The organism is Actinacidiphila oryziradicis, assembly GCF_005047355.1.
Classification (GTDB): domain Bacteria; phylum Actinomycetota; class Actinomycetes; order Streptomycetales; family Streptomycetaceae; genus Actinacidiphila; species Actinacidiphila oryziradicis.
On the sequence record NZ_SUMC01000005.1, the window covers coordinates 258484 to 284912 of the forward strand.

The 26429-nt window shown below is 71.5% G+C and carries 24 protein-coding genes and 2 pseudogenes; 14 read left to right on the top strand and 12 right to left on the bottom strand.

Annotated elements, in window-relative coordinates; all coding sequences use genetic code 11:
- Positions 1–78: 78 nt before the first annotated feature.
- Positions 79–1185, bottom strand: a complete 1107-nt coding sequence (locus FCI23_RS08135) for a glycerate kinase (RefSeq protein WP_136722825.1) — start codon at positions 1183–1185, stop codon at positions 79–81.
- Between the two features lie 101 nt (positions 1186–1286).
- Here FCI23_RS08135 and FCI23_RS08140 point away from each other — a divergent pair, with 101 nt between their 5' ends.
- From FCI23_RS08140 to FCI23_RS08155, 4 genes are all read left to right on the top strand, one after another.
- The gene (locus FCI23_RS08140; protein ID WP_136722772.1) at positions 1287–2363 is read left to right on the top strand and encodes an ADP-ribosylglycohydrolase family protein; all 1077 of its coding nucleotides are present in this window, start codon (positions 1287–1289) and stop codon (positions 2361–2363) included.
- A gap of 83 nt (positions 2364–2446) precedes the next feature.
- Positions 2447–2938 (top strand): NUDIX domain-containing protein, encoded by a 492-nt coding sequence (locus FCI23_RS08145; RefSeq protein ID WP_136722826.1) that lies wholly within the window; start codon positions 2447–2449, stop codon positions 2936–2938.
- Positions 2939–3192: 254 nt separating this feature from the next.
- Positions 3193–3993, top strand: coding sequence for a nucleotidyltransferase domain-containing protein (locus FCI23_RS08150; RefSeq protein WP_246143507.1), 801 nt, complete (start codon positions 3193–3195; stop codon positions 3991–3993).
- Positions 3990–4778, top strand: coding sequence for a DUF427 domain-containing protein (locus FCI23_RS08155; protein WP_136722773.1), 789 nt, complete (start codon positions 3990–3992; stop codon positions 4776–4778). The genes FCI23_RS08150 and FCI23_RS08155 overlap by 4 nt, the downstream gene beginning before the upstream one ends.
- A gap of 15 nt (positions 4779–4793) precedes the next feature.
- On the opposite strand, the gene FCI23_RS08160 is transcribed toward FCI23_RS08155, so the two are convergent.
- On the bottom strand, positions 4794–5390 hold the full coding sequence (locus FCI23_RS08160; protein ID WP_136722774.1) for a TIGR03086 family metal-binding protein: 597 nt from the start codon (positions 5388–5390) through the stop codon (positions 4794–4796).
- 96 nt (positions 5391–5486) lie between these two features.
- Between FCI23_RS08160 and FCI23_RS08165 the strand changes: the two are divergent.
- Positions 5487–5833 (top strand): annotated as a pseudogene (locus FCI23_RS08165) (Sir2 family NAD-dependent protein deacetylase); the annotation flags it as partial.
- 329 nt (positions 5834–6162) lie between these two features.
- Here FCI23_RS08165 and FCI23_RS08170 read toward each other — a convergent pair.
- Complete coding sequence (locus FCI23_RS08170; protein WP_136722775.1) at positions 6163–7146, bottom strand: aldo/keto reductase; 984 nt, start codon at positions 7144–7146, stop codon at positions 6163–6165.
- Between the two features lie 82 nt (positions 7147–7228).
- Between FCI23_RS08170 and FCI23_RS08175 the strand changes: the two genes are divergently transcribed.
- Positions 7229–10840: a hydantoinase B/oxoprolinase family protein gene (locus tag FCI23_RS08175; protein WP_136722776.1), complete on the top strand. Its 3612-nt coding sequence runs from the start codon at positions 7229–7231 to the stop codon at positions 10838–10840.
- 266 nt (positions 10841–11106) lie between these two features.
- On the opposite strand, the gene FCI23_RS08180 is transcribed toward FCI23_RS08175, so the two are convergent.
- Together FCI23_RS08180 and FCI23_RS08185 are read right to left on the bottom strand one after the other, a co-directional pair.
- Complete coding sequence (locus tag FCI23_RS08180; protein WP_136722777.1) at positions 11107–12534, bottom strand: phytoene desaturase family protein; 1428 nt, start codon at positions 12532–12534, stop codon at positions 11107–11109.
- Positions 12531–13349: an inositol monophosphatase family protein gene (locus FCI23_RS08185; RefSeq protein WP_136722778.1), complete on the bottom strand. Its 819-nt coding sequence runs from the start codon at positions 13347–13349 to the stop codon at positions 12531–12533. The genes FCI23_RS08180 and FCI23_RS08185 overlap by 4 nt, the downstream gene beginning before the upstream one ends.
- A gap of 116 nt (positions 13350–13465) precedes the next feature.
- Here FCI23_RS08185 and FCI23_RS08190 point away from each other — a divergent pair, with 116 nt between their 5' ends.
- Positions 13466–13711 (top strand): hypothetical protein, encoded by a 246-nt coding sequence (locus tag FCI23_RS08190; protein WP_136722779.1) that lies wholly within the window; start codon positions 13466–13468, stop codon positions 13709–13711.
- Between the two features lie 187 nt (positions 13712–13898).
- Positions 13899–14714 (top strand): class I SAM-dependent methyltransferase, encoded by an 816-nt coding sequence (locus tag FCI23_RS08195; protein WP_136722780.1) that lies wholly within the window; start codon positions 13899–13901, stop codon positions 14712–14714.
- A gap of 360 nt (positions 14715–15074) precedes the next feature.
- Here the strand turns inward: FCI23_RS08195 and FCI23_RS08200 are convergent, their stop codons facing one another.
- From FCI23_RS08200 to FCI23_RS08215, 4 genes and pseudogenes are all read right to left on the bottom strand, one after another.
- Positions 15075–15275, bottom strand: coding sequence for a DUF397 domain-containing protein (locus FCI23_RS08200; protein WP_136722781.1), 201 nt, complete (start codon positions 15273–15275; stop codon positions 15075–15077).
- 12 nt (positions 15276–15287) lie between these two features.
- Positions 15288–15509 (bottom strand): annotated as a pseudogene (locus tag FCI23_RS08205) (Scr1 family TA system antitoxin-like transcriptional regulator); the annotation flags it as partial.
- 96 nt (positions 15510–15605) lie between these two features.
- The gene (locus FCI23_RS08210; RefSeq protein ID WP_136722782.1) at positions 15606–17138 is read right to left on the bottom strand and encodes a DHA2 family efflux MFS transporter permease subunit; all 1533 of its coding nucleotides are present in this window, start codon (positions 17136–17138) and stop codon (positions 15606–15608) included.
- A gap of 23 nt (positions 17139–17161) precedes the next feature.
- The gene (locus tag FCI23_RS08215; RefSeq protein ID WP_136722783.1) at positions 17162–17776 is read right to left on the bottom strand and encodes an NADPH-dependent FMN reductase; all 615 of its coding nucleotides are present in this window, start codon (positions 17774–17776) and stop codon (positions 17162–17164) included.
- A gap of 111 nt (positions 17777–17887) precedes the next feature.
- On the opposite strand from FCI23_RS08215, the gene soxR reads away from it, so the two are divergent.
- From soxR to FCI23_RS59365, 4 genes are all read left to right on the top strand, one after another.
- Positions 17888–18343, top strand: a complete 456-nt coding sequence (soxR, locus tag FCI23_RS08220) for a redox-sensitive transcriptional activator SoxR (RefSeq protein WP_136722784.1) — start codon at positions 17888–17890, stop codon at positions 18341–18343.
- A gap of 170 nt (positions 18344–18513) precedes the next feature.
- Positions 18514–18918: a glycosyltransferase family 2 protein gene (locus tag FCI23_RS59355; RefSeq protein ID WP_246143509.1), complete on the top strand. Its 405-nt coding sequence runs from the start codon at positions 18514–18516 to the stop codon at positions 18916–18918.
- Positions 18888–19448, top strand: a complete 561-nt coding sequence (locus FCI23_RS59360; RefSeq protein ID WP_246143511.1) for a hypothetical protein — start codon at positions 18888–18890, stop codon at positions 19446–19448. The genes FCI23_RS59355 and FCI23_RS59360 overlap by 31 nt, the downstream gene beginning before the upstream one ends.
- Positions 19333–20043: a hypothetical protein gene (locus FCI23_RS59365; RefSeq protein WP_246143513.1), complete on the top strand. Its 711-nt coding sequence runs from the start codon at positions 19333–19335 to the stop codon at positions 20041–20043. The genes FCI23_RS59360 and FCI23_RS59365 overlap by 116 nt, the downstream gene beginning before the upstream one ends.
- Before the next feature lie 73 nt (positions 20044–20116).
- Here the strand turns inward: FCI23_RS59365 and FCI23_RS08230 are convergent, their stop codons facing one another.
- Positions 20117–20947, bottom strand: a complete 831-nt coding sequence (locus FCI23_RS08230; RefSeq protein WP_246143514.1) for an SAM-dependent methyltransferase — start codon at positions 20945–20947, stop codon at positions 20117–20119.
- A gap of 184 nt (positions 20948–21131) precedes the next feature.
- Between FCI23_RS08230 and FCI23_RS08235 the strand changes: the two genes are divergently transcribed.
- Positions 21132–22133: a YihY/virulence factor BrkB family protein gene (locus FCI23_RS08235; RefSeq protein ID WP_136722786.1), complete on the top strand. Its 1002-nt coding sequence runs from the start codon at positions 21132–21134 to the stop codon at positions 22131–22133.
- A 268-nt stretch (positions 22134–22401) separates the two neighbouring features.
- The gene (locus FCI23_RS08240; RefSeq protein ID WP_136722787.1) at positions 22402–23505 is read left to right on the top strand and encodes an AI-2E family transporter; all 1104 of its coding nucleotides are present in this window, start codon (positions 22402–22404) and stop codon (positions 23503–23505) included.
- A gap of 258 nt (positions 23506–23763) precedes the next feature.
- Here the strand turns inward: FCI23_RS08240 and FCI23_RS08245 are convergent, their stop codons facing one another.
- Both FCI23_RS08245 and FCI23_RS08250 read right to left on the bottom strand, forming a co-directional pair.
- Positions 23764–25293, bottom strand: a complete 1530-nt coding sequence (locus tag FCI23_RS08245; protein ID WP_136722788.1) for an NCS1 family nucleobase:cation symporter-1 — start codon at positions 25291–25293, stop codon at positions 23764–23766.
- Between the two features lie 119 nt (positions 25294–25412).
- Positions 25413–26429, bottom strand: coding sequence for a TIGR03842 family LLM class F420-dependent oxidoreductase (locus FCI23_RS08250; RefSeq protein ID WP_136722789.1), 1017 nt, complete (start codon positions 26427–26429; stop codon positions 25413–25415).

Genomic DNA, 26429 nt, shown 5'->3' on the forward strand with positions numbered 1-26429 from the left:
GGGCGCCGCAGGCCGGAGACGGCTGGGCTCGCTTTCGCCGACCGGACCGGCAAGAGCGAGCCCGAACCTGACGGAGCCCTACTGGCGGACGAGGAAATCGGCAGCCAGCTGCTCGGCGACGCGCTCCAGCAGGGGCCCGGCGTCTGCGATGCACCGCGCCAGGTCCGGCTCCAGCTCGATGAGAGCGTACGCGCGGCGGATCCCCGCGGCGCCGAGCGCTCCCGGAGCCAGCGTGAGGCGGCCGCAGACGGCGACGACGTCGAGACCACGGGCGCGGGCGGCCTGCGCGACGCCCGCCGGGGCCTTGCCGTGGAGGGTCTGCTCATCGAGGGACCCCTCGCCAGTGATGACGAGGTCGGCGCGGTCCAGGGCCTCGGCGAAGCCGAGCATGTCCAGGAGGACCTCGACCCCGGGGCGGAAGGACGCGCCGAGCCCGACGAGCGCGGCATAGCCGACCCCGCCGGCCGCGCCCGCGCCGGGGGCGTCGGCGGCGCGGGGGCCGAGCAGCTCGGCGTAATGGCGGAGGGCAGCGTCGAGGGCAGCGACGTCGGAGGGGGTGGCGCCCTTCTGCGGACCGTAGACCGCGGCGGCGCCCTTCGGGCCGAGCAGCGGATTGTCGACATCGCTGGCGAGCACGACGTCCGTATCGGCGAGCCGGGGGTCGAGGCCGGACAGATCCGCCGTGGCCAGCGCGGCCAGGGCGCCGCCGCCGGGACCCACCGGCACTCCGTCGGAATCCAGCAGCCGCGCGCCGAGCGCGACGAGCATTCCGGCTCCGCCGTCGTTCGTGGCGCTGCCGCCGACGCCGAGCACGATGTTGCGCGCCCCCGCGTCCAGCGCGGCGCGCAACAGCTCTCCGGTGCCGTGGGTCGTCGCGGTCAGCGGGGCGAAGTACCCCCGGGGGAGGTGCCGTAGCCCGGACGCCTCGGCCATCTCGATGACGGCCGTGTCGCCGCGGAGCGCGTACGAGGCCGTGACCTTGTCGCCCAGCGGCCCGGCAACCACCGCCTCGCGCCGGTCGAAGCCGGCGGCGACCGCCGCGTCCACGGTCCCGTCGCCTCCGTCGGCCACCGGCACGGACTCCACGACCGCCCAGGGCGCGGCCCGCCGCAGCCCCGCCTCGACCCGCTCGGCGACCTGCACAGCAGTGAGTGAACCCTTGAACTTGTCCGCGGCGATCAGCACACGCACGTTGCACTCCCTATCCGGTACGGAATGTCGCGCCGCTCGGACCCTATCCGATCCGGTCTCGCACACAATGCGACGGGTTCCGGTAGACCGGAACCATGACGGTGGACAGCGCGGAAAGCACAGAACTCCATGACCGGATCCTCGGCGGGTGGCTCGGCCGGATCGCCGGCAACATGCTCGGCAAACCCATAGAGAGCGGGGACCACTGGACCCGCGACCGGATCGACCGGTATCTGCGGCTGGCGGACGCGCTGCCGCTCACGGACTACATCCCGGCCCTCGACCCGCCTCCCGACCCCGCGGACTTCGTGCTTCACCACGATTGGCCGGATTGCACCCGCGGCAATATCCACGGCAGCGCCCGCGACGACGACATCGACTACGCCATCCTCGGCCTCGATCTGCTGGAGACGCACGGCTCGGGCTTCACCACCGAGCAGGTCGGCGAGCTGTGGCTGCTCCGTCTCCCGTACGCCCAGACCTTCACCGCCGAGCGGGCCGCGTACCGGAATCTCGCCAACGGCCTCAAACCACCGGTCACCGCGACCGTCCGCAATCCGTACCAGGACTGGATCGGCGCCCTCATCCGGGCCGACATCCACGGCTGGACCTCCCCCGACGACCCGCAGCGGGCCGCCTCCCTGGCCCGGCGCGACGCCGTGCTGTCCCATACCGGGAACGGCGTGTACGGAGCGATGTGGGCGGCGGCCGTGATCGCGGCGGCCTTCAGCGCGACCAGCGCGCGGGCGGCGCTGGAGGCGGGGCTCGCGGAAATCCCGCAGAGCAGCCGGCTGGCGCGCACTGTCCGGCGCACGATCGCGCTGTACGAGGCAGAGGTCCCCTGGGAGGAGGCGTTGGCGGAGGTCGACAAGGAGACGAGCGGGCTGCACTGGGTCCACACCATCCCCAACGCCGCGATCATCACCGCCGGTCTGCTCTACGGCGAGGGGGATTTCACGGCCACCATCGCCCTGACCGTCCGGGGCGGCCTGGACACCGATTCCAGCGGTGCGACGGCCGGCTCGGTCGCGGGCGTGCTGTGCGGGGCGGCGGAGATTCCGCCCCAGTGGACGGCGCCGCTGGAGGACCGGGTGCGCAGCGCCGTCTTCGGCTTCGACGGTGCCCGGATCAGCGACCTCGCGGAGCGTACGGTGCGGCTGGCCACCGGCTGACCCCGACAGTCCGCCGGCGCCCCGGACCCACCCCCACGGCGGTTCGTGGTTTCCGCCCCGGCGGTAGGTTGAGAGGCGTGACCTTGGACTATGCCGCGTACATCGCTGGACTCCCGAAGATCCTCGCCGGAGCGAGCGTCCTCTTCCGTGACGCCGAGGGCCGGATCCTCATCGTCGAGACGACCTACAAGGAGGACGGGAAGTGGATCCTGCCCGGTGGCACCATCGAGTCCGCCGACGGTGAGACTCCGCGTCAGGCCGCCCGCCGGGAAACGCTGGAAGAGATCGGGCTGGACCTCCCGCCCGGGGCGCTGATCGCCATCGACTGGCTGCGCGCCCCGACGCGGCCGCCGCTGGTCGTCTACCTCTACGACGGCGGAGTGCTCGACGAGGCCGCGCAGGCCGCGATCCGGCTCCAGGCCGAAGAGCTGTCCGCCTGGCGGCTGGTCCCCGTCGACGAGGCCGGGGAGTTCGTCTCCGACGACATGCACCGCCGCATCCGCGCCGGCCTCGCCGCGCTCGCGGCCGGCACCGGGCCCGCGGAGCTGGAGGACAGCCGGCCGCCACAGCCCTGACAACCAGGGCTGCCCCGGGCTTCGGTTGCCATGTGCGGGCCGGTGGCCGGGGGTCCCCCCATGCCCGCAGGGCGTAGCCATCGGCCGGCCCACGGAAAATCAGCTGCCCGGGCGGAGGATGACGCATACGATCGCGGGCCATGAGCGATCCGCGCGCCGATGTACCGGATCGCCACCGCCGACGGGCTCGGCAGGAAGCTCGACGAGTTCGACCCCGCTGTCGCGCTCGTGCTCGGGGACTTACGGAGGGACCCATGACCGGTGTCGAGGCGATGGCCGAACGGCTCACCCGCGTTCCCGGCGTCGTCGGTGTGATGCTCGGCGGCAGCCGGGCGCGCGGCACACACCGGCCCGACTCCGACTGGGACCTCGGCGTGTACTACCGGGGCGAGCCCGACGTGGCGGCGTTGAAGCGGCTGGCCGCCGATGCGACCGGCGCGCCGGTCGAGGTCGCGGGGCCCGGCGGGTGGGGGCCGTGGGTGAACGGCGGAGCGTGGCTGACCGTCGGCGGCGCGCGTGTCGACTGGATCCTGCGGGACCTGGACCGCGTCGAGCGGGTGTGGGCCGACTGCCTGGCCGGGCGGTACGAGGTGGGCATCCAGCCCGGGCATCCGCTCGGCTTCTGGTCGCCGTGCTACGCGGGCGAGGTGGCGCTCGGGCGGATGCTGGCAGACCCCGCCGGGGAGTTGGCCGCGCTCCAGCAGCAGACCCGGCACTACCCGGAGCCGCTGCGCCGGGCGCTGACCGATGCCGCGTGGGAGGCGGACTTCACGGTCGGGGCCGCCCGCAAGTCCGCGGCCGGCGGCGACCTGCTGCATGTCGCACTGTGCCTGTCGCGGGCCATCGGCATCCTCGTACAGGCCATCCTGGCCCACCATCGCGTCTGGTGCCTCAACGAGAAGGGCGCCCTGGCGGCCGCCGCCGGTCTCCCGGACACCCCTGCGGGCTTCCGCGACCGCGCGCAGGCGGTCCTCAGCGGGCTCGGCGATCCTCCCGCCGCTGTCGAGGCAACGGCGGCACTCGTCGCGGAAGTAAGACGTAGCGTGGAGGAATGACGCTGACGCTTTCCCATGGACCGCTGTCCGGCAAACCGCCGAAGACCGTCAACTACGAGATCCACGGCCCCCAGCACCGCCTGCTCATGCACGATTTCCCGCGCCGGGTGCGCGCGGTGTTCGCCGGTGAGACGCTGCTGGACACCCGTCGTGGCGTCCTCCTCCACGAGACCGGCCTGCTTCCCCGGCTCTACGTCCCGGACGAGGATCTCCGCGCCGACCTGCTGGAGGCGACCGGCCACACCACGTACTGCCCTTTCAAGGGCACGGCCTCGTACTGGTCCGCACGCGCCGGGGACCGCACGGCGGAGAACGCGGTGTGGGCGTACCCGGAGCCCCTGGAGCCGGCCTCCTGGCTGCGTGGGTACAAGTCCGTGTACTGGGAGGCGATGGACCAGTGGCTCGACGAGGACGAGGAGGTGCTGGGGCATCTCCGCGACCCGTATCACCGCGTGGATGTGCTCCGGACCAGCCGCCAGGTCCGCGTCCTCACGGCCGACGGCGAGGTGCTCGCGGAGACCGGCAGCCCGCTGCTGCTGTCCGAGACCGGGCTGCCGAACCGCTACTACCTCCCGCGCGCCGATGTGCGTCTGGAGGCGCTGAAGCCCAGCGCTACCACGTCGGTCTGCCCCTACAAGGGCACCACGGAGTACTGGTCCCTCGACGGCACGGCCGATGTCGCCTGGTCCTATCCCACCCCTCTGGCAGAGGCTGTCAAGATCGCGGGCTACGTCTGCTTCGCGCACGAAGCGCTGACGATCGAGATCGACGGTCAGGCCGAGTAGCCCGCCGCCCAGCCTTCAACTCGCTGTCCAGCCCGGATCCCGGCCGAGCAGGGCGAGGATCCGGTCGAGCAGCCCGGCGCCCTCGCCCGCCGGCACCCCGTGCCGGAAGGCGCTGCCCTTCCGCTCCCGCGCCGCCCCGCCGGGCACTGCCTCCGCGATGGGCAGCACGGCCGCCAGCACATCGGCGTCGAACTCCGCCTCGACGCCGATCGACCGCGCCACGTCCCAGCCGTGCACCACGGTGTCCACGAAGTGGAAACCGATCGCCGTCCGCGCCGGAAACGGCCCCCCGTCCCGGATCTCCGGCAGGCAGAATCCCCGCTCCAGCGCGCCTTCCTCCCCGAAGGCCGCCGTCACTTCCGCCGCCGACGCCGCGAAGGCCTCGGCCGGTTCCTCCCCCACCGGCCGGTCCGCCCACACCGCCAGGTCCTTCCCCGCACCTCGCGCCGCCGCCGCGAACCCGTGGTTCTGCCCGACCATGTGCGCCAGCAACTGCGCCAGCGTCCACTCCGAGCACGGCGTGGGCCGGTCCGGCCGACTGCCGTCGATCTTCCGGACAATCTCCTCGGCGGCCGCCAAGGCCCGCCGATCGAGCACACGGATATCTGTCATGCCGCCGACCGTAGTTCCCGCCCCTGACAAACCGCATCGCCATTTCCCACGGAAACGCGGTCGACCGCCGCCCGGACCGCTGCGTACTCTCGCCGCATGAGCAGCAACCGCAAGCCGCTGGTGGCGATCCTGAGCGGGGCCGGTATCTCGACGGACTCGGGCATCCCCGACTACCGGGGCCCCAACGGACTGTGGCGGCGCGACCCGGAGGCCGAGAAGCTCGTCACCTACGACAACTACATGGAGGACCCCGAGATCCGCCGCCGGGCGTGGCTGATGCGCCGGGACAGCGAGACCTGGCGCGTCCGAACGGCGCACACCACGCCGTCGCCCGCCTGGAACGCACGGGCGTCCCGGTCCGCGTCATCACGCAGAATGTGGACGGGCTGCACCAGCCGGCCGGGCTCCCGGCCCGCAAGGTGCTCGAACTGCGTGACTCCTCCCCCCGGATAAATCCGGGGGGCTTCTCCTGTCGGTGGCTAGGCCACGTCGGGAAGGACCAGCACCCGCAGGGACCCATAGACGGGAGGCTTCATCGCTTTGCGCTCCGCGTCGTGCTGGCGGTGCGGGGCTGGCGACGGGCTCGCACCTACACCGCCAGCCCCGCCGTTCCAAGGTGCACGCGCGCATTCGGTGTCCCGGCGCATTTGCCAGTGGGGCGAGGTGAAGAAACTCACCAGCCGATCTCGGATGACGCCCGAGGTGCGCACGCCTGCGCGGACTCGCACTCTGCGTACACCCCCGCCCCGCGGGGGTGTACGCAAGCACCCGGCTACCAGCGGCCGTGGACCTGGGCCCGGATCTGCCGGTCGTACAGGTCGGTGACGGCGTCGAGCGTGGCCTGCGGCAGCGGCGCCAGGGCGGCGGCTGCGGCGTTGGCGCGGGCCTGGTCGACGGAGCGGGCGCCGGGGATGACGGAGGTGACGCCGGGCTGCTGGATGATCCAGCGCAGAGCGGTCTGGGCCGGGGTGGCGCCCTCCGGGGCCAGGGCGGCGAATTCGGCGGCGGCCTCCAGGCCGGTCGCGAAGTCGACGCCGGAGAAGGTCTCGCCCTGGTCGAAGGACTCGCCGTGCCGGTTGTAGGTGCGGTGGTCGTCGGCCGGGAAGACGGTGTCCTTGGTGTACTTGCCCGACAGCAGTCCGGAGGCGAGCGGCACGCGCGCGATGATCCCGACGCCCGCCTCGGCGGCGGCGGGGAGGACGGCCTCCAACGGCTTGAGCCGGAAGGGGTTGAGGATGATCTGGACGCTCGCCGTGCCCGGCCGGGCGATCGCGGTCAGCGCCTCCTCGCAGGTCTCGACGCTGACGGCGTACGCGGCGATGCGCTGCTCCTCGACCAGGGTGTCGAGCGCGTCGTAGACGGCGTCCGACGAGTAGACGGCCGTGGGCGGGCAGTGCAGCTGCACCAGGTCCAGGGTGTCAACGCCGAGATTGGCCCGGGAGCGGTCGTTCCAGGCCCGGAAGTTGTCGAGTACGTAATTCTCGGCCATCTGCTCCAGGCGGCGGCCCATCTTCGTGGCGACAAATATCCCCGCGTCCGGCCGGTCCCGCAGATAGCGGCCGATCAGCTGCTCGCTCCGCCCGTCGCCGTACACGTCCGCGGTGTCGAAGAAGGTGACGCCCGCCTCGACCGCCGCGTCCAGCACGGCGAGGGCGTCCTCCTCCCGCACATCGCCCCAGTCGGCTCCCAGCTGCCAGGTCCCGAGTCCTACGACGGACACCTTGCGGCCCGTCCTGCCCAATACACGCTGCTCCATGACCGCGATGTTACGACGCCTCGCGGCGGCGGCCGTACGGACGGATACTCCAATCACGACCTACCCAGGGAGGGAGACGGCTGTGGCAGGCGTCGGCTGGCAGTTCTGGGTCGACCGCGGTGGCACCTTCACCGACGTCGTCGCCCGCCGTCCGGACGGCCGGCTGGTGACGCACAAGCTGCTGTCGGAGAACCCGGCCCGCTACCGCGACCCCGCCGTGGCGGGGATCCGAGCGCTGCTCGGGGAGCGGCCCATTACGGAGGCGGAGGTCGACGCGGTCCGGATGGGCACCACGGTGGCGACCAACGCCCTGCTGGAGCGCAAAGGCGAGCGGACCGTGCTGGTCATCACACGCGGGTTCGGCGACGCCCTGCGCATCGGGTACCAGAACCGGCCGCGGATCTTCGACCGTGAAATCGTCCTGCCCGAGCAGCTGTACGAGCGAGTGATCGAGGTCGACGAGCGGATCGCGGCCGACGGCACAGTGCTGCGCCCGCCGGATCTCGACGCGCTGGCCGGGGAGCTGCGACGCGCCTACGACGACGGCATCCGCGCCGTCGCGGTGGTCTGCGTGCACAGCTATCTCTACCCGGCGCACGAGCAGGCGATCGGGGAGCTCGCGGCAAGGACCGGGTTTCCGCAGGTGTCGCTGTCCAGCGAGGCCAGCCCGCTGATGAAGCTGGTGCCGCGTGGGGACACCGCTGTGGTCGACGCCTATCTCTCGCCGGTACTGCGCCGGTATGTGCGGCAGGTGGCGGGGAGGCTGCCCGGGGTGCGGCTGATGTTCATGCAGTCCAATGGCGGCCTGGCCGAAGCAGGGCATTTCCGGGGCAAGGACGCGATCCTGTCCGGTCCGGCCGGGGGCATCGTCGGCATGGTGCGCATGTCGGGGCTGGCCGGCTTCGACAAGGTGATCGGCTTCGACATGGGCGGCACCTCCACCGATGTCTCGCACTACGCCGGGGAGTACGAGCGGGTCTTCAACACGCAGGTGGCCGGGGTCCGGCTGCGTGCCCCGATGCTGGACATCCACACCGTCGCGGCCGGCGGCGGATCCGTACTGCACTTCGACGGCAGCCGCTACCGGGTCGGTCCGGACTCGGCGGGGGCCGACCCCGGACCGGCCTGCTACCGGGGCGGCGGACCGCTGACCATCACCGACGCCAATGTGATGCTCGGGCGCATCCAGCCCGATCATTTCCCGCGCGTCTTCGGACCGGACGGCGACCAGCCGCTCGACACCGGCACCGTGCGGCGGCAGTTCTCCGAGCTGGCCGCCGGCATCCGTGACGCCACCGGGGACGAGCGGTCGCCCGAGCAGGTCGCCGAGGGGTTCCTGGCGGTCGCGGTGGCGAACATCGCCAACGCCGTCAAGCGCATCTCCGTCCAAAAAGGCCACGACGTCACCGAGTACGTGCTCACCACCTTCGGCGGCGCGGGCGGGCAGCACGCGTGCGCGGTGGCGGACTCACTCGGCATCCGTACCGTCCTCGTACCGCCCATGGCCGGGGTGCTCTCCGCGCTCGGCATCGGGCTGGCCGACACCACCGCCATGCGCGAGCAGTCCGTCGAGCTGCCGCTCGAAGCGGCGGCGATGGGCCAGGTGCGTGAGGTGGCCGACGCGCTGGAGGCGGCGGCGCGCGCGGAACTGCTCGACGAAGGCGTGCCCGAGGCGCGGATCCGGGTGACCCGGCGCGCCCAGCTGCGCTACGACGGCACCGACAGCACGCTGCCGGTGGAAATGGCTGCGGCTGACGCCATGACCACCGCGTTCGAGGCGGCCCATCGCGCGACGTACTCGTTCCTCATGGACCGTCCCGTCATCGTCGAGGCCCTGTCGGTCGAGGCGACCGGCCTGACCGAGCAGCCCGACCTCGGCGACCTGGGCAACTTCACCGACCTCACCGACCTCGGCGAACAGGCAGAACCCGGCGCCCCCGCGGACGCCGGCACCGCACAGCTGTACACCGGCGGAGCCTGGCGGCAGGCGCCGCTGCGCCGGCGCGAGCGGATGCGGCCCGGTGACTCGGTGACCGGGCCGGCGGTCATCACCGAGGCCAACGCCACCACCGTCGTCGACACCGGCTGGCAGGCCGCGATGACACCGGGCGGGCATCTGGTGGTGGAACGGGTGGCCGCCCGGCCCGAGGCCGACGTCGGTACCGAGGCGGACCCGGTCCTGCTGGAGATCTTCAACAACCTCTTCATGTCGATCGCCCAGCAGATGGGCGCGCGCCTGGAGTCAACCGCCCAGTCCGTCAACATCAAGGAGCGGCTCGACTTCTCGTGCGCCCTGTTCGACCCGGACGGCAGCCTCATCGCCAACGCCCCGCACATCCCCGTACACCTCGGATCGATGGGCACCAGCGTCAAAGAGGTCATCCGCCGCCGGGCCGGGAGCATGAAGCCGGGTGACGTCTACGCCGTCAACGACCCCTACCACGGCGGCACCCACCTGCCCGATGTCACCGTGGTGACCCCCGTCTTCGATGCCGACGGGGAGATCCTGTTCCACGTCGCCGCACGCGGCCACCACGCCGAGATCGGCGGCATCGCCCCCGGCTCCATGCCCGCAGGCAGCCGCGACGTGCACGAGGAGGGCATCCTCTTCGACAACTGGCTGCTCGTGGAGAACGGCCGCCTGCGCGAGGCCGAGACACTGCGGCTGCTCACCGAGGCGCCGTACCCGTCGCGCAGCCCCGCCACCAACCTCGCCGACCTGCGCGCCCAGATCGCCGCCAACAACAAGGGCGTCGAGGAGGTCGGCAGGATGATCGCCCACTTCGGCCTCGACGTGGTACAGGCCTACATGCGGCATGTGCAGGACAACGCAGAGGCCGCGGTACGCCGCGTCATCGACGCCCTGGACGACGGCGCCTGCCGCTACGAGACCGACTCCGGCGCGATCATCTCAGTCACGATCTCCGTCGACCGCGAACAGCGCTCGGCCACCATCGACTTCACCGGCACCTCGCCCCAGCTCGGCACGAACTTCAACGCGCCCTCGTCGGTCGCGACCGCCGCCGTGCTCTACGTCTTCCGCACCCTCGTCGCCGACGACATCCCCCTCAACGACGGCTGCCTGCGCCCGCTGCGGATCGTCATCCCGCCCGGCACCATGCTCTCGCCCGTCTTTCCGGCCGCCGTCGTCGCGGGCAACGTCGAGACCTCGCAGGCGATCACCGGCGCCCTCTACGCCGCCCTGCGCGTCCAGGCCGAGGGCTCCGGCACGATGAACAACGTCACCTTCGGCAACGAACGGCACCAGTACTACGAGACCGTCGCCTCGGGTTCCGGTGCCGGTGACGGCTTCGTGGGCGCCGCCGTGGTTCAAACCCATATGACGAACTCCCGGCTGACCGACCCCGAGGTCCTCGAATGGCGCCTTCCCGTCCTGCTCGACGAGTTCGCCGTACGGCGCGGCAGCGGCGGTGCCGGACGCTGGCCCGGCGGCGACGGGGCGGTGCGCCGGATCCGTTTCCGCGAGGCGATGACGGTCAGTACCCTGTCCGGCCACCGCCGGGTGCCGCCCTACGGCATGGCAGGCGGCTCCCCCGGCGCGCTGGGGGCGAACGGGGTGCGGCGGGCGGACGGCACAGTCGAGCCGATGGCCGGATGCGATTCGGTCGAGGTGCGGCCGGGGGACGTCCTGATGATCGACACGCCCGGCGGTGGCGGGTACGGGCCGCCGTGAGCGGGGCACCCCCTCCCGGCACCGGAGCGCCGCCGCCGTGGGACTGGGAAGAGTGGTAGCCGATTCGTACCGCCGCGTGCTGTGGCGGCAGCTCCAGCGCGTCCGCCAGCTCCCGGCGGCTCAGCTCCCCCGCGACCTCCAGCCACCACAGCGACAGCAGGTGCCGGTCTCCTTTTCTTCGCCGCTCCCCACGGCTCGGTCCGCCGGCCTCCCCGGGGACCCTTCATCGGCCGCCGGCGGCGCGGTCACGCGGCGCCCGCCGGGGCTCAAGCCCCGCCGGCCGCCAGCCGCCTCAGCACCGCCCTGGCGGCGTGGTGCCCCGGCATACCGTGCACGCCGGGCCCCGGCGGGGTCGCGGAGGAGCAGAGGAAGACCCCGGGGCGGGAGGTCGTGTACGGCACCCACGCGAGCTTCGGCCGCAGGACGGTCTGCAGTCCGGAGAAGGCCCCGCAGCTGATGTCGCCGCCCACATAGTTCGCGTTGCGGGCGGCGAGCTCGGCCGGCCCGCTGACCGCGCGCGCCAGGACGCGGTCACGGAAGCCGGGGGCGAAGCGTTCGAGCTGCCGCTCGATGGCGTCGGTGGCGTCGCCGTGCCAGCCGTTGGGGACATGGCCGTAGACCCAGAAGACGTGTTTGCCCTCCGGGGCGCGGGTCGGGTCGATGAGGCTGGGCTGGGCGGAGATCAGGAAGGGCGTCAGCGGCGGGCGGCCCCGCACCGCGCGCTGCAGGGCCTCGCCGATCTCGCCGTAGGTGGGGCCGATGTGCACGGTACCGGCCCGGCGGGCGGCCGGGGCGGTCCATGGGACGGGGCCGTCCAGGGCATAGTCGATCTTGAAGGCGGCGGGTCCGTACCGGTAGCCGCGGTAGGCGTCGCCGAGGTCGGCGATACGGGCCAGGGCGGTCGGCGAGGTGTCGAAGACGTACGCCCGGGCGGGCGGCAGCTCGTCGAGGTGGCGGATGGTGACGCCGGTATGGATCGTGCCGCCCAGCTCGCGGAGATACGAGGCCAGCGCGTCCGAGATCGCCTGCGAGCCGCCGCGCGCCACCGGCCAGCCGGCGTCGTGCGCCGCGAGGGCGAACATGAGCGCGGTCGCGCCGGTGAGGGGATTGGTCAGCGGCGCGATGGCATGGGCCGCGAGCCCTGCCAGCAGCCCGCGCGCCTTCGGGTCCCGGAAGCGGCGGGCGAGCAGGGCGACGGGCGGCAGACCGGTAAGCCCGAAGCGGGCGAAACGGATGGGGTCGCGCGGCAGGCCGAGCCACTGCGGGCGGAGGAAGTCGGCGGCGATGGTGTCCCAGTGGCCGACGTACGGGGCCAGCAGCCGCCGGTACGTCCCCGCGTCGCGCGGCCCGAGCGAGGCGGCCGTCTCGCCGACGCTGCGGGCCAGCACCGCCGCCGTACCGTCGTCGAAGGGGTGGGCCAGCGGCAGATCCGGGTGCAGCCACTCCAGCCCGTGCCGGGCCAGCGGCATGGCGCGGAAGGCGGGCGAACGCACCCCCATCGGGTGCACCGCCGAGCACGGGTCGTGCCGGAACCCCGGCAGCGTCAGCTCCTCGGTGCGGGCACCTCCCCCGACGGCCTCCCCGGCCTCGTAGAGCTCCACGGACAGCCCCGCCCGTGCCAGCTCGACCGCGGCCGTGAGGCCGTTGGGCCCGGCGCCGACCACGATCGCGTCCCTGACGCCGGCCCGGCTCACCGCGCGTTCCCCGGCGCCATCAGCCCGACGACCCGCCGCGCGGTGGCCGCGTCCCTGGCCACCGAGAAGGGCAGCGCGTTCCCGCCGGTGATCCGGAACGGCTCCCCCGCCGCCGTGGTGCTCGCCCCGCCCGCCTCGGTGACCAGCAGCAGCCCCGCCGCGTGGTCCCAGGGGTGCTCCCAGGTGAAGGCCACCGCGTCCAGCTCACCGCGGGCCAGCTCCAGGTAGTCGAGCCCGGCGCAGCTGCACGGCCGGGGCAGCACTCCGTCGATCCCGAGCCCGTCCATCCCCCGTCGCTCCTGCGCGTCGAGGTAGGCGTACTGCGAGGTCGCCACCCGCAGCACATCCCCGCCCACGGCGGTTCCAACTCGCTCCCCGTTGACGTACGCCCCCTGCCCCCGGCGGGCCGTGGCCAGCAGGCCCAGCCTCGGTACGTACGTCCATGACGCGAACACCTCGCCGCCCCGCGCGAGCGCGACCAGCGTCCCGAACTCCGGTTTCCCGGCGACGAAGTTGGAGGTGCCGTCCACCGGGTCGACGATCCAAACCGGTGCTTCGCCCCTGATCCGCTCCAGCACCCCCGGGTCAGCGCTCACGGCCTCCTCGCCGACCACCACCGAACCGGGCAGCAGCGCGCCGAGCTCCTTCGTGAGCCGTTCCTCCGCCCGCCGGTCCGCGATGGTGACCAGGTCCAGTGGACCGGTCTTCTCGCTCACGTCCCCCTCGGCGAGCCGTCGGAAGCGGGCGACGACCTCTTCCTCCGCCACGGTCCGGATCGCCGCGGTCACTGCGTCGAACGTCCTCTGCTCGATCATGCGGTCATTTCATCAGACCTTTTCCGGATTCCGCGATGCCCAAGACACACCCTGAAGGGGTGGCACCCCCCCCATCGGCGTGGCCTCCGACCCTACGTGCGTCCTAGTGTCGGAGGATGCTCTACTCCACACCTGGACTCACGTCGGACGACCTGCGGGTCATCGAGGACATCGAGGCCTTCCGCTCCGAATTCCGGCACCGGCTGGCGGAACCACGACGTTGGCAAGGGCAGCTGCGCCGGTCCCTGACCGCGGCGGCGGTACGCGGCTCCACCCGCATCGAGGGTTACACGATTACCCCCGAGGACGCCGAGACGCTCGTGGCCGGCGGACCTTGGCGGGAACGGACGGAACCGCCGTGATCTACCGCCTGAAGGGCTCGCCGACGTGCGACCGGCCCATTGCCACGCCGTCCTCCGCGCCGTGACATCCTTTCCGATGGACTGAACGATTCGACTCGGAGAAGAGAGTGTGCGTGAACAGCTCCGCCAAAACGTGCCCACCGCGGAGCCGTCGCCGTCGGCTTCCTGACCCTTTGCCGGAGGCGCCATGAGCACTGCCCGACCGTCCGGAGTATGGGCAACCGCCGTGGGTGTCGCGCGGGTCCGCGCGTTGGAGAGCGAACGGGAGAAAGCCCTGTTCCGCGATCCGCTCGCGGCGGCGTTCACGGCCGCGGGCGGACTGCCGAAGGTCACGGGTACGCCGCCGCGACGGTGGGTCGCGGTCGCCTTCTCGATCGTGATCAGGACTAGGTTCCTGGACGAGCTGCTGGCCGAGGCGATGGCGGCGGGGGTCCGCCAGGTGGTGCTGCTGGGCGCGGGCATGGACAGCAGGGCCTACCGGCTGGACTGGCCGGCGAAGACCCGTTTCTTCGAGGTCGACACGGCGGAGCCGTTGAACTTCAAGGAGTCGGTGCTGCGGGCGGAGCGGGCCGAACCGCGCTGCGAGCGGATCACGGTGCCGGTGGACCTGCGCGAGGACTGGCCCACGGTGCTGGCCGCAGCCGGTCATGACCTGGACGCCCCTACGGTGTGGATCGCCGAGGGCCTGCTGATCTACCTTCCGGCGGACGCTGTCGACCGCCTCCTCGGCCAGATCGGGCACCTCTCCGCGCCCGGCAGCAGGATGGGGCTCACGCTCGGCTCACGGGGCGTCCTGGAGCGCTTCGCGGAGGACCAGGAGACGGCGGCTTCGATGTGGGTCTCCGAGATGCCGGAGGACCCGATCGCCTGGCTGGCCGACATGGGCTGGACCGCGGAGGCGTTCACCGTCCGCGAGCGCGCCGCCGCCTACGGGCGGCCCGTCACCGTACCGGCCGCAGGCCCGGAAGGCCCGGGAGGCCTGGTCTCGGCGATCCGCCGGTAGCACCACAGAGCCTCCCAACGGCCGGATTCCCTGACACAGAACACGAATCCACCCGACCCCACGGCCACCCCCAGCCGACCCCTCCACCAAATGGCCGTGCCATCCAAAAAGGCCCGCCCAGGTCAGCGCAACACCACCCGGCCAACTTCAATGTCCAAGGACAACAGGCCTACCGATGGAGCCAGTTGTCATCGACAAAGCCACCGCCGGCTGGTTCACGCACCGCAGGTACCCGGAGACGGCCACGTTCTGAGACCCCATCTTGGCGCTGACGCGGGAGGTCACGGCGGACGAAGTGCCGCTGCGGCCCACACGTAGGGTTCCCAGGAGGTACCAGCCGGCGTACCGGGCAGCCCAATATCAGACCTCGAGGAAGCGGTCGAACTCGCCTGCCTGGACGCTGCGTATGAAAGACCGCAGCCCGGCGGGCGTGGTGGTCACGATATCGCCGGGAGCATCGCTCTCGCGCAGCTTGACAGTCCCATCCTCACCTGCCGCGACGTAGAGGCAGTTGGCCGCCTCACCACTGAACGAAGACTTCTGCCAGTCATGGACGGACACGTTCGCTCCCCTTCAGATAACTCGTGCGATGCTGCGGATCAGGTCGCGGGACTCCGCCGGTTTGAGGGCACATCCTTCCATCCTGTCCAGGACGGTTTGGTACTTCACCAACTGCGCCGGGGCGTCGAGGAACTCGGAGCCGTGATCTGTGTCGAGCTGGACTGTATCGAGTTGGGGCACGAGGCCGCAGAAGTAGACGACGGACTGTCCGGAACTGGGGAAGGTGCCGGAGCCCGGCTCCCCGTCGGAGGCCGGGCTGCGGCTGCTCGGGGAAGTCGCCGCGGGCGGATTGGTACGCGCCCAGAGCCCGAGCCACGACCGGGGCCGGGCTCAGGCCGGGTCCGGCACCCGGTTCGCGGGATCGGTGGGGGCGACCACCGGCTCCGGGGTGTGGCGGGGCAGCAGCAGGGCCGGCACCAGCGCCAACGCCATCAGGGCGACGGCCCAGCCGTAGGTGTGCTGGAAGGCTTCCGCCACGCGTGGCGCGATCGCCCGCCGGGCCCCGGCCGGCAGTGCCTGCACCGCGCCGAGGGCGTTGCCCTTCCGGCTGGCCGGCCGCCCAGCCGCCCGCCCGGCCAGCCGGTCGGCCAACGCTCCCGACAGCAGCACGGAAATCAAGGCCGTCCCGACCGACCCGGCGACCTGCTGGATGATGCTCAGCGCGGTGCTGGCGGCCGGTACCACCTCGTGTGCGAGGTTACGGGTCACGGCTGTCATCGTGGGCATCAGCGTCATTCCCACTCCGACGCCCATCACGCACCCCGCCCCGCACAACACCCAGTACGGCGTTCCGGCCGCGACCTGGGTGGTGAAGAGCAGAAACCCGGTGGTCGCCACCGCCACTCCGACCGGCACCATCCTGGCCGGGGCGATCTTGTCCGCCAGCCGGGTCGCGATCTGCATCGTGATCCCGGTGGCCAGGGTCTGCGGCGCTGCCAGCAGCCCGGCGCCGGTCGCGCTCTGCCCCCGTACGAGCTGGTAGTACAGCGGCCCCAGCAGCAGCGACCCGAGGAAGGCGCAGCAGAAAAGCGCCAGCGCGCCGGCACCCGCGCCGAACACCCGGCGCCGGAACAGCCGCAGGTCGACCAGCGGGTGCCGGGCGGTCAGCGCCCGGACCGTGAAAGCGCCGACCAGCGCGGCGCCGAGGAGTGTCGGCACCAGCGCGCCGGGGGAGCCGAAGTCGCCCCGTTCACCCCCGGTGGACAGCCCGTAGACCAGCGCGGCCAGGCCGGGCGAGAGGGTCAGCAGACCGGGCACATCCAGCCGGCGGGCGGCCTGCGGAGTGCCGCGCCGCAGGAGCCGTGCCGCGAGCACGAGGACCAGGGCCCCGATGGGCAGATTGACGAAGAAAATCGCCCGCCAGGAGATCGCGTCCACCAGCCAGCCGCCCAGTACCGGTCCGGACAGCGGGCCGATCAGCACCGGAATCCCCAGGATGCTCATCGTCCGCCCGGCCCTGGCCGGATCGGCGGCCCGGATCACGATCGTCATCCCGGCCGGCGTGACCATGCCGCCGCCCAGCCCCTGGAGCACCCGGAAGGCGATGAGCATCCCGGTGTTGCAGGACAGTCCCGCCAGTGCCGAGCCGAGCGTGAACAAGGCGATCGAGAAGATATAGACATGCTTGGTGCCGAACCTGCCAATGGCCCAGGCGGTCACCGGGATCACCGAGGCCAGCGCCAGCGTGTAGCCGGTGGCCACCCACTGAATCGTGGCCAGCGGGGCGTGGAAGCCCTCGGAGAGGTGATTGAGTGCGACATTGACGATGGTCGTGTCGAGGATCGTCATCGTCGATCCGAGGACGACGACCATGGCGATCACCGTGATGCCGTGATCGCGGCCCGAGCCACTGGCTGTTGTCATTGCACGAGTCCTGTTCCGTCTGGTCAGGCGGCGTACGGGCGGACCGCCTTGGCCTCCCGCAATGCCCGCGCCCACCAGGCGAGCTGGTCGAGCATCGTCTTGGCCGCGCCGCCGCAACCGTCTGGACTGATCGGCTCCCCCTGGTCGTCGAACTGGCTCCACGCGCCATGGAAGCTGACGGTGTCCCGGACGGTCACCGCATGCAGCTCCGCGAAGACCACCCTCAGCTGCTCCACCGCCCGCAGCCCGCCAGACACGCCGCCGTACGAGACAAATCCGACCGGCTTGGCGTACCACTCCCTGCTGTGCCAGTCCACGGCGTTCTTCAACGACGCCGGAAAGCTGTGGTTGTACTCCGGCGTGACCACCACGAAGGCGTCCGCCGCCGCCAGCCGGGGCGTCAGCTCCCCCAGCGCGCGGGCAGCCTCGGGCGCCGGCGGGCTCCCGAAGGGCGGCATCTCCAGCGGCAGCCTGATCCCGGCCAGATCCACCACATCAACGGTCATATCGGTTCGCCCGGCCGCCTGCCCGGCGAACCAGTTCGCGACGGTCGGGCCGAACCGGCCCTCCCGGACGCTGCCGATGATCACCGCGAGCCGCAGCTGCTCCGCTCGGCGAGGTTCGGTGTTCTCAGGCATGGCTGATTCCCTTTGTCCAGTCGTATGGGTCCCTGCGACGACCGGGGCCCGGCCCTCGTGGGAACAGACTCGTACTTAAACAAAGGTTCAAGTCAAGGTACGCTGGCCGGCATGCCACCCAACGCGGCAATCCCCAAGGAACTCACCATCGGAGAGCTGTCCGCCCGTAGCGGCGTCCCCACCTCCGCCCTGCGTTTCTACGAGCGCGAAGGGCTCATCGACAGCCGCCGGACCACCGGAAACCAGCGCCGCTACCACCGCGCCACCCTGCGCCGGATCGCCTTCGTCCGCGCTTCGCAGACCGTCGGCATACCGCTGGCGAAAATCCGCGAGGTGCTGGGCTTCCTCCCGAAGGGCGCCGCCCCCACCCGGGAATTCTGGATCCGGGCCTCCGAGTGCTGGAGCCAGGAGATCAACGACCGCATCGCGAAGATGGAGCGCATGCGGGACCGTTTCACCGCCTGCATCGGCTGCGGCTGCCTGTCCTTCGACGAGTGCCGGCTCATCAACCCCGACGATGTCCTTTCGCAGGGCGGCCCGGGGCCCCGCCGGCTGCTGGACCCCTGACGGATCGCCGCCGTAATGCCGATCTCGTCCATCGCGACGTTCGCCGGCCACCGCGCCGGCCGCGAGGCGTACACCCCAGGGGCATCTGGTTGACACGTCCGCGTTTCTCTCGCATAGGGTTCTCAGGATCCGGCCCGGCCCACCGCCCGGGCCTTCACGAGGGACTGCAGATGCGTGTCGTCGTGCCGGTCTACAACACCGGCCGCTACGTGGACGAGTGCGCTCCGTCTCTGCTGGGGCAGAGCCTTCCGGCGGACGAGTACGAAGTGTTCTACGTCGATGACGGCTCCACGGACGACACGCTGGTCCGTCTGGAGAAGCTCGCCGCCGAGCACCCGAACGTCCACGTGCACTCCCAGCCCAACTCCGGCTGGCCCGGAAAGCCGCGCAATGTGGGCATGAGCCACGCGCAGGGCGAATACATCCAGTTCGTCGACCACGACGACCTGCTCGGCCCGGAGGCCCTGGAACGGCTGTACGAGCACGCCAAGCGCAACGACGCCGATGTGCCGACCAGCGGCCGCGCTTCGAGGCGGCGCGCCAGGTGGCACTCGAAGCGTTCCCGCCCGGAGTGAGGGACAGCCTGCCCGCCGTCTCCCGGCTGCGCGCGGAGCTGCTGGAGCGCGGTGACTTCGACGCCGCGGTCGAGCTGGCGAAGCGGATCCGGGAGGTCAAGGCTCACACCGAGATCGATGGGCCGCGCTGGCAGAACGGCCGGCTCGTCGCCGACGTGCGGTTGAGCCTGGTGCGAGGCGACGGCGAGCCGCTGGTGCCGGTCGAGCGGGACGGCCGGGTGCTGCTGGACCCGGACCTCATCGACTCAGTGCCCGGAGTCCCGGAGCGGGAGGTCACCGACCCCTTCCGGCAGACCTATGGCGAGCTTGTCGTCAAGGACCGCGACCGCCAGGACTGGTGGTATCCGGAAGGCGACCTGGAGCCGGCTGGAGTCGCTGGGCGACGGACGCAGCCAGGTGGTCGCGGTGGGCCGGATGACCATCGATTCCGGCACCCTGGCGGGCGGAAAGGCGCTGGAGCGCGGGGTCCACGACGTGTGGGCGTTCGTCCAGCTGCTCGGCATAGACCGGCTCGTACGGCTGAGCGGTGACGGCACCCCGGGCCCGACGGCACAGGCCGGCCCCGCCCTCGTCGGCTCGCCCGCGCGGATCGCGATCCCGTATTGGACGGACCGGGGGCAGCTGGCCCTCGACATGGATGAGCGGCAGCGCCGCCTCACCGATGAACTCCACCGCACCGCGAACGCCGCGCGCAGCCCGCGGCGGCAGCGGTCCGCGATGCCCGCCGAGCTGCCGTTGCCGTTCGTCGCGCAGAGCGACGGGCCGGGGCTGGAGGCGCGGGTGCGGATCGGCGAGGGCAAGAAGGCGGTCACCGTCCCGGCGGAGCTGGTGCCCGGCGGGTCCGGCCCAGTGCTGCGGGTCGCCGGGCGGCTCAAGGCCCCGTCAGGCCGGCAGCCGGTCACCCTGCTGACCGCCAACGTGCCGAAGCCCAAGGGCGGCCCGCTCGCGTACGCCGTCGTACGGGACGGCAGGCTGGTGCGGCTGGAGGGTCCGGCCTACGCTCCCGGCGCCGGACAGCGGCTGCTGGACTCGGTCGGCGGCAACCGCCAGGTGCGACGCGCCCGGAGGCGGCTGCTCGGTGCCGTGAATCGAGTCCGCGCCCACCGTGGTGCCGCACCTCGTTAGGCCCTCAGGGCCTGTCCGGCGGATCATGAACGGCCCCGGGCGCGGCGGGTGCCCGCGATCCGCCGGACAGGCCTCAGGCCTTGCGGCCGACACCACCGCAGGCATCCACATCGGCGGGGCCGCCGGATTCCCCGGGTTCGCCGGCTTCCGGCCGCCATCGCGTCACCGGCACGACGCCGGGCTCCACCAGCTCAAGGCCGTCGAAAACCTGCCTGATCTGCTCAGGGCTGCGGACGTAGTACGGAACCGCGCCGCTGTTGATGTACCGCTCCTCGGCCTCCACCATCTGCGGGCTCGTGTTGGTGCCGTCGCAGTGCACCAGGAAACTGCCGGAGGGCAGTGCGGCCAGCAACCGCCGGACGAGCGCCTTCGCCTCGTCGAAATCGGCGATGTGCCCGATGATGCCCGTCAGGACGAGGGCAACAGGCCGGGTGAGATCCAGCGTCGCGGCCGCGGCCTCCACGATCGCGTCCGGGTTCCGCAGATCCGCGTCTATGCAGTCGGTCCTGCCCTCAGGCGTGTCGACCAGCAGCGCGCGGGCATGGGCCAGCACCAGCGGGTCATTGTCGACGTACACGATCCGGCACTCGGGGGCCGCCCGCTGTGCGACCTCGTGAACGTGCTCCGAGGTCGGCAGGCCGGTGCCGATGTCCAGGAACTGACGGATCCCCTCCTCCGCGGCCAAGTAGTGGACCGCTCGGACCAGGAAGCGCCGGGAACAGCGGGCGACCTCCACCAGGCCCGGCATATTCGCCATGATGTAATCCCCCACCTCCCGGTCAGGGGGGAAGTGGTCCTCGCCGCCCAGCAGGTAGTTCCAGAACCGCGCCGAGTGCGGCACACTGGTGTCGATCTTCGCCGCGATCCGCTCAAGGGACTCTGGCGTCGATACGTGGTCAGCCACGGCCCGGCTCCTGGTGCACATCAGGTATGTGATCACCGCACAACCTAGCCCGCCGATCACCGTTTGACAGGCGTTCCGCAGAACAACCGGTCTCACCCGCAGCGAGGTCCGCAGCCGCGCGCATCCGGTTCACGGGCGCAAGATGGATGGAGGGACGAGCCGCCTGCAGCGTTGCGGAGGAGCGATGAACCGGGTCGAGATCTTGGTGCGCCGGATCGATCGGTTCCAGCAACGTCACAGCGTCGTCGGACTGCCGTTCGCGGTCATCCAGAAGTTCGGCAATGATCAAGCCGGCGGCAAGGCGGCGCTGATCGCCTACTACGCGCTGTTCGCGATCTTCCCGCTACTGCTCCTCTTCTCAACCGTCCTCGGCTTCGTGCTCGGGGGGCATCCCGACCTGGAGCACAAGCTGGTGAACTCCGCGTTGGCGGACTTCCCGATCATCGGCAGCCAGCTGCGCAGCTCGGCGCATCCGCTCCGGGGCAGCGGGCTGGCGCTGGCGCTGGGCATCGCCGGCACGATCTACGGCGCCCAGGGGGTCGGGCAGGCGGCGCAGAACGCCATGAACACGGTCTGGAACGTGCCGTTCAAGGAATGGCCCGGGTTCGTCGGGCGCCGGGTGCGGGGGTTCGCGATCCTGCTGGTCATGGGACTGGCCATTGTGTTCTCGACCACGCTTGTGGAGCTCGCCCCGGTGTTCGGGGTCCTGAACTGGCTCTGGACGGTGGTGGTGTCGACGGTCGTCAACTTCGGGGTGTTCCTCGCGGCCTTCACGATGCTGACCGCGGCGACAGTGCGGGTGCGGGACGTGGTGGTCGGAGCGGTGCTGGCGACGTTCTTCTGGGAGGCACTGCAGGCGCTGGGCACGTGGTACGTCCAGTACGTCCTCGGGCATGCCGCCGCGGTGTACGGCTTCTTCGCGATCGTCATCGGCCTGTTGTCCTGGCTCTACGTCGGAGCGCGGCTGACGCTGCTCGCGGCAGAGATCAATGTCGTCCTGAGGTACCGGCTGTGGCCGCGCTCGATGACGCAGCCGCCGTTCACGGCGGCTGACAAGGAGGCGTTCGTCCGGCTGGCGAAGATGGAGGAACGCCGGCCCGAAGAGACCGTGACGGTGCGCTTCAGTGACGAGGCCGACCGCCAGCCGCTCGACGAGCCCTCACAGCGCCCTTCCCCGCGCCCCTGACCGCGACCGGTGCCCGCCGCGCCGGAGTCGGTTGTCACGCAGCCGGACGTCTTCCCTGATTGAATCACCACATATAGGGATTAATCTCCCTCTGTCTGAGGTGCAGGACCGGGACGAAGGAGGCGGTGGCGGTGGCGCGCAGGTGAGCAGCGAGTCCCTCCCCCCGCCGCAGAGGCCGAAGGGAGAGCGCACGGGGAACTCTGGACGTCCGCCGCGCGGCCGGCGCCCGCGGTACATCGTCCTGCGCAACCGCCCCCAAGGCGCCTCGGTGTCGGTGGCCCGCTCCCGCGCTGCCCCGGCAGTCCCCGCGGCCGGGCGCGGTGAGGGCGAACGCGTCCACTCCGGGCTGCGCCTCGCCGCCGCGTACGCGTGGCGTCTGCTGGTCATCGGGGCCCTTGTCTATGTGGCCTTCATGGTGCTGGGGCGCTTCCAACTCGTCGCGGTCGCGGTGTTCCTCGCTCTGGTGGCGACCGCCTTGCTGCGGCCCCTGACCGACCTTCTGGCGCGCGTGCTGCCCCGGCCGCTCGCGGTGGTACTCGCGGTGTTCGGCAGCCTGCTCGTGGTGCTGGGGCTGCTGGCCCTGGTCGGCAATGCGGCGGCCGGGGAGGCGGGTAAGCTCGCCGGCGATTTCCGCGGCGGGATCAGCCGGATCGAACGCTGGCTGGAGGGCCCCCCGTTCAATGTCCGGCGCGGCACTCTGTCAGGGCTGCACGACAAGATCAGCACCTTCCTGTCGACCCACCGCTCGACCCTGATCAGCAGCGCGCTCAGCGGCGCCAACCGGGCCGTGGAGGTGCTGACCGGCGCGTTCCTGGCGCTGTTCTGCTCAATCTTCTTCGTGCACTCCGGCGACCGGATGTGGCGGTGGTTCAACGACCAACTCCCGGAGACCGCCCGCGCGCCGTGGGACCGGGCGAGCCGGGCGGCCTGGCACACCTTCGCCGGCTACACCAGGGGCATCATCATTGTCGCGGCTTCCAACGCGGTCCTCGTCGGCATCGCCCTTCTCCTGCTGCGGGTACCGCTGGCCCTGCCGCTGACCCTGCTGGTCTTCTTCGCCACCTTCGTCCCCCTGATCGGGTCGCCCATCGCGCTGGCCGTGGCGACCGTGGTGGCTCTGGCCGGACGGGGCCCTGTCATCGCCGCGGTCGTCCTGGCGCTCATCGTCGTCGTCGGCCAGTTCGAGGGGCATGTGCTGCACCCGCTGGTGATGAGCTGGGCGGTCCGGCTGCACCCGGTGGCCGTGGCGATCTCGGTGATCGCCGGAAGCATCGTCGCGGGAGTGATCGGCGCGGTCGTGTCCGTGCCTGTGGTGTCCGTCGCCTGGTCCGTGACCCGCGCGCTGCGCGCCGGGCCGCCCGGACAGGCCTGATGAAGCCGCTCGCGCCGGACGCGTCCGTGGCACCGGACAGCACCACAGAGGCGAGCGGGCCGCCAGGGCCTGTCCGGCGGATCATGGACAGCCGCAGCGGGCACGAGCGGCCTCACCAGCTACCGCCGGGAAGCGCCCCCAGCGCGGCCCGGCCCGGACAGAGCCGCTGTGCACGACCCTCTGCGCCGGTGAGGCCGTCCCCGAGCCTTCGGCCGAACGGCCCCCCGGCGCGAGGGCCCGGGATCCGCCGGGCGGACGCTACGCCTGGACCGGGCGCCCGCCCCGCCACATCAGCCCGGCGTAGGCGATGAACGCGGCCGAGAGGCCGACGGCCCAGCCGTAGTCGGCGAGGGGTTTGAGGAAGGGGATCAGCCCGTCGGAGGGGAAGGGGCCGGAGCCGGGGGCGGAGTAGGAGCCGCCGATGGCGAGAACGCCGCCGATGGCGAAGGAGGCGACGGCACGCCAGTTCCAGCCGCCGTCGTACCAGTAGCGGCCGCCGGAGGTGTACAGGTCGGCGAGGTCGAGCTTGGTGCGGCGGATGACCCAGTAGTCGGCGATGAGGATGCCCGCGACGGTGCCGAGGAGGCCGCCGACGGTGCCGAGCCAGGTGAAGATGTAGGCCTGGGGGCTGGAGATCAGCTTCCAGGGGAAGATGACGACGCCGACGACGGCGGTGATGAGGGCGCCGGTGCGGAAGGAGATGTGGCGCGGGGCCATGTTGGACAGGTCGAAGGCCGGCGAGACCGTGTTGGCGGCGATGTTGACGGAGAGGGTGGCGATGAGGACGGTCACCAGGGCGAAGAGGACACCGGCCCAGTTGTCGAGCTTGGCGGTGAGGGCGACCGGGTCCCAGATGGCGGTGCCGTAGACGGCCTGGGAGCCGGAGGTCACCAGGACCGAGAGCAGGGCGAAGGCGGTCATGGTGGTGGGAAGCCCGAGGGACTGGCCCCAGACCTGGGCGCGCTGGGTGGCGGCGTATCTGGTGAAGTCAGGGATGTTGAGGGACAGGGTGGACCAGAAGCCGATCATGCCCATGAGCGACGGGAAGAAGACCTTCCAGAAGCCGCCGCCCCAGCCGAGCTTGGACGGCTGGTCCAGGAGCGGGCCCAAGCCGCCGGCCTTGACACTCATCCAGATCAGCAGGGCGATGGCGCCGACGATCACGAAGGGCGCCGCCCAGTTCTCGAAGCGCCGCACGGTCTCCATGCCGCGCACGATGATGGCTATCTGCAGGACCCAGAAGAGCAGGAAGGACAGCCACTGGGTCCAGGGGTAGCCGCCGATGTGGCCGGCGCCGGACCACCAGTCGCCGAAGAGTTTGCCGGCCAGGGCGAAGATGCCCGACCCGCCGATCCAGGTCTGGATGCCGAACCAGGCGCAGGCGACGGCGGCCCGGACGAGGGCGGGGAGATTGGCGCCGCGGATGCCGAAGGAGGCGCGGGCGAAGACGGGGAAGGGGATGCCGTACTTGGGCCCGGCGTGGCCGGTCAGCAGCATCGGTACAAGGACGATGATGTTGGCGACGGCGATCGTCAGGACCGCCTGCTTCCAGTCCATGCCGAGGGCGACCAGGCTGGAGGCGAGGGTCCAGGAGGCGATGTTGTGGGCCATGCCGACCCAGAGGGCGGCGAAGTTGTAGGTGGTCCAGCGGCGCTGGGCGAGCGGGACGGGGAGCAGGTCCGCGTTGGCGTACGGGCCGGTGGGCAGGGCGGCGCCGACGGGGAGTTCGACGCGGCCGTCGGGGTGGGTGACCTGGCCGGAGGAGGGGGACGGGGCGGTGGCTGGCATGGGAAACCCCTTCGTTCGAGGCGGGGACTTGGATCGAACGGAGCCGTGCGGGGCGAGTGCGGTCCGATCGCCGGACGGGCGGTTTCTTCAGGTCCGTCCGGCGGTCGGGGGCGACGGGATCAGGCGTTGACGGCGGGGATGACCGTTGTGCCGTAGGTGTCGATGGTGGACTCCTTGGCGTCCTGCATGTTGTAGAGCGCGAACTGGTCGACGCCGAGGCCCCGGAGCGCCTTGAGCTTCTCGATGTGCGCCTCGGCGGGACCGATCAGGCAGAAGCGGTCGACGATCTCGTCGGGGACGAAGGCCGTGTCGGGGTTGCCGGTACGGCCGTGGTGGGAGTAGTCATACCCCTCCCGGGCCTTGATGTAGTCGGTCAGCTCCTCCGGTACGGCGGCGGAGTGCTCGCCGTATTTGGAGACCAGGTCCGCGACGTGGTTGCCGACCATGCCGCCGAACCAGCGGCACTGCTCGCGGGCGTGGGCGAGGGATTCGGGGGAGTCGTCCTCGGTGACGTAGGCGGGGGCGGCGACGCAGATCCTGACGTCGTCCGGGTTGCGGCCCGCCGCCACCGCCGCGTCCTTGACGGCTTTGACCATCACCTCGGTGAGGTAGGGGTCGGCGAGCTGGAGGATGAAGCCGTCGGCCTTCTCGCCGGTCATGGCCAGCGCCCTGGGGCCGTAGGCGGCCATCCAGACCGGCAGCTTGCCGTCCTTGATCCACGGGATACGGATCGTGGTACCGCCGAGGTCGGCTTCCCGGCCCTCGGCGAGCTCGCGGATGACGTGCATGGCCTCGTCGATACGGGCCAGGGTGTTGGGCTTGCGGCCGGCCACCCGCATGGCGGAGTCGCCGCGGCCGATGCCGCAGACGGTCCGGTTGCCGTACATGTCGTTGAGCGTGGCGAAGGTCGAGGCGGTGACTTCCCAGGTGCGGGTACCGGGGTTGGTGACCATCGGGCCGACGATCAGCCGCTCTGTGTTCGCCAGGATCTGGCTGTAGATCACGAACGGCTCCTGCCACAGCACGGCGGAGTCGAAGGTCCAGCCGTAGGTGAAACCCTGCCCCTCCGCACGCTTCATCAGCTCCACAACGCCGGATGCGGGCGGGTCCGTCTGGAGGACGAGTCCAAAGTCCAT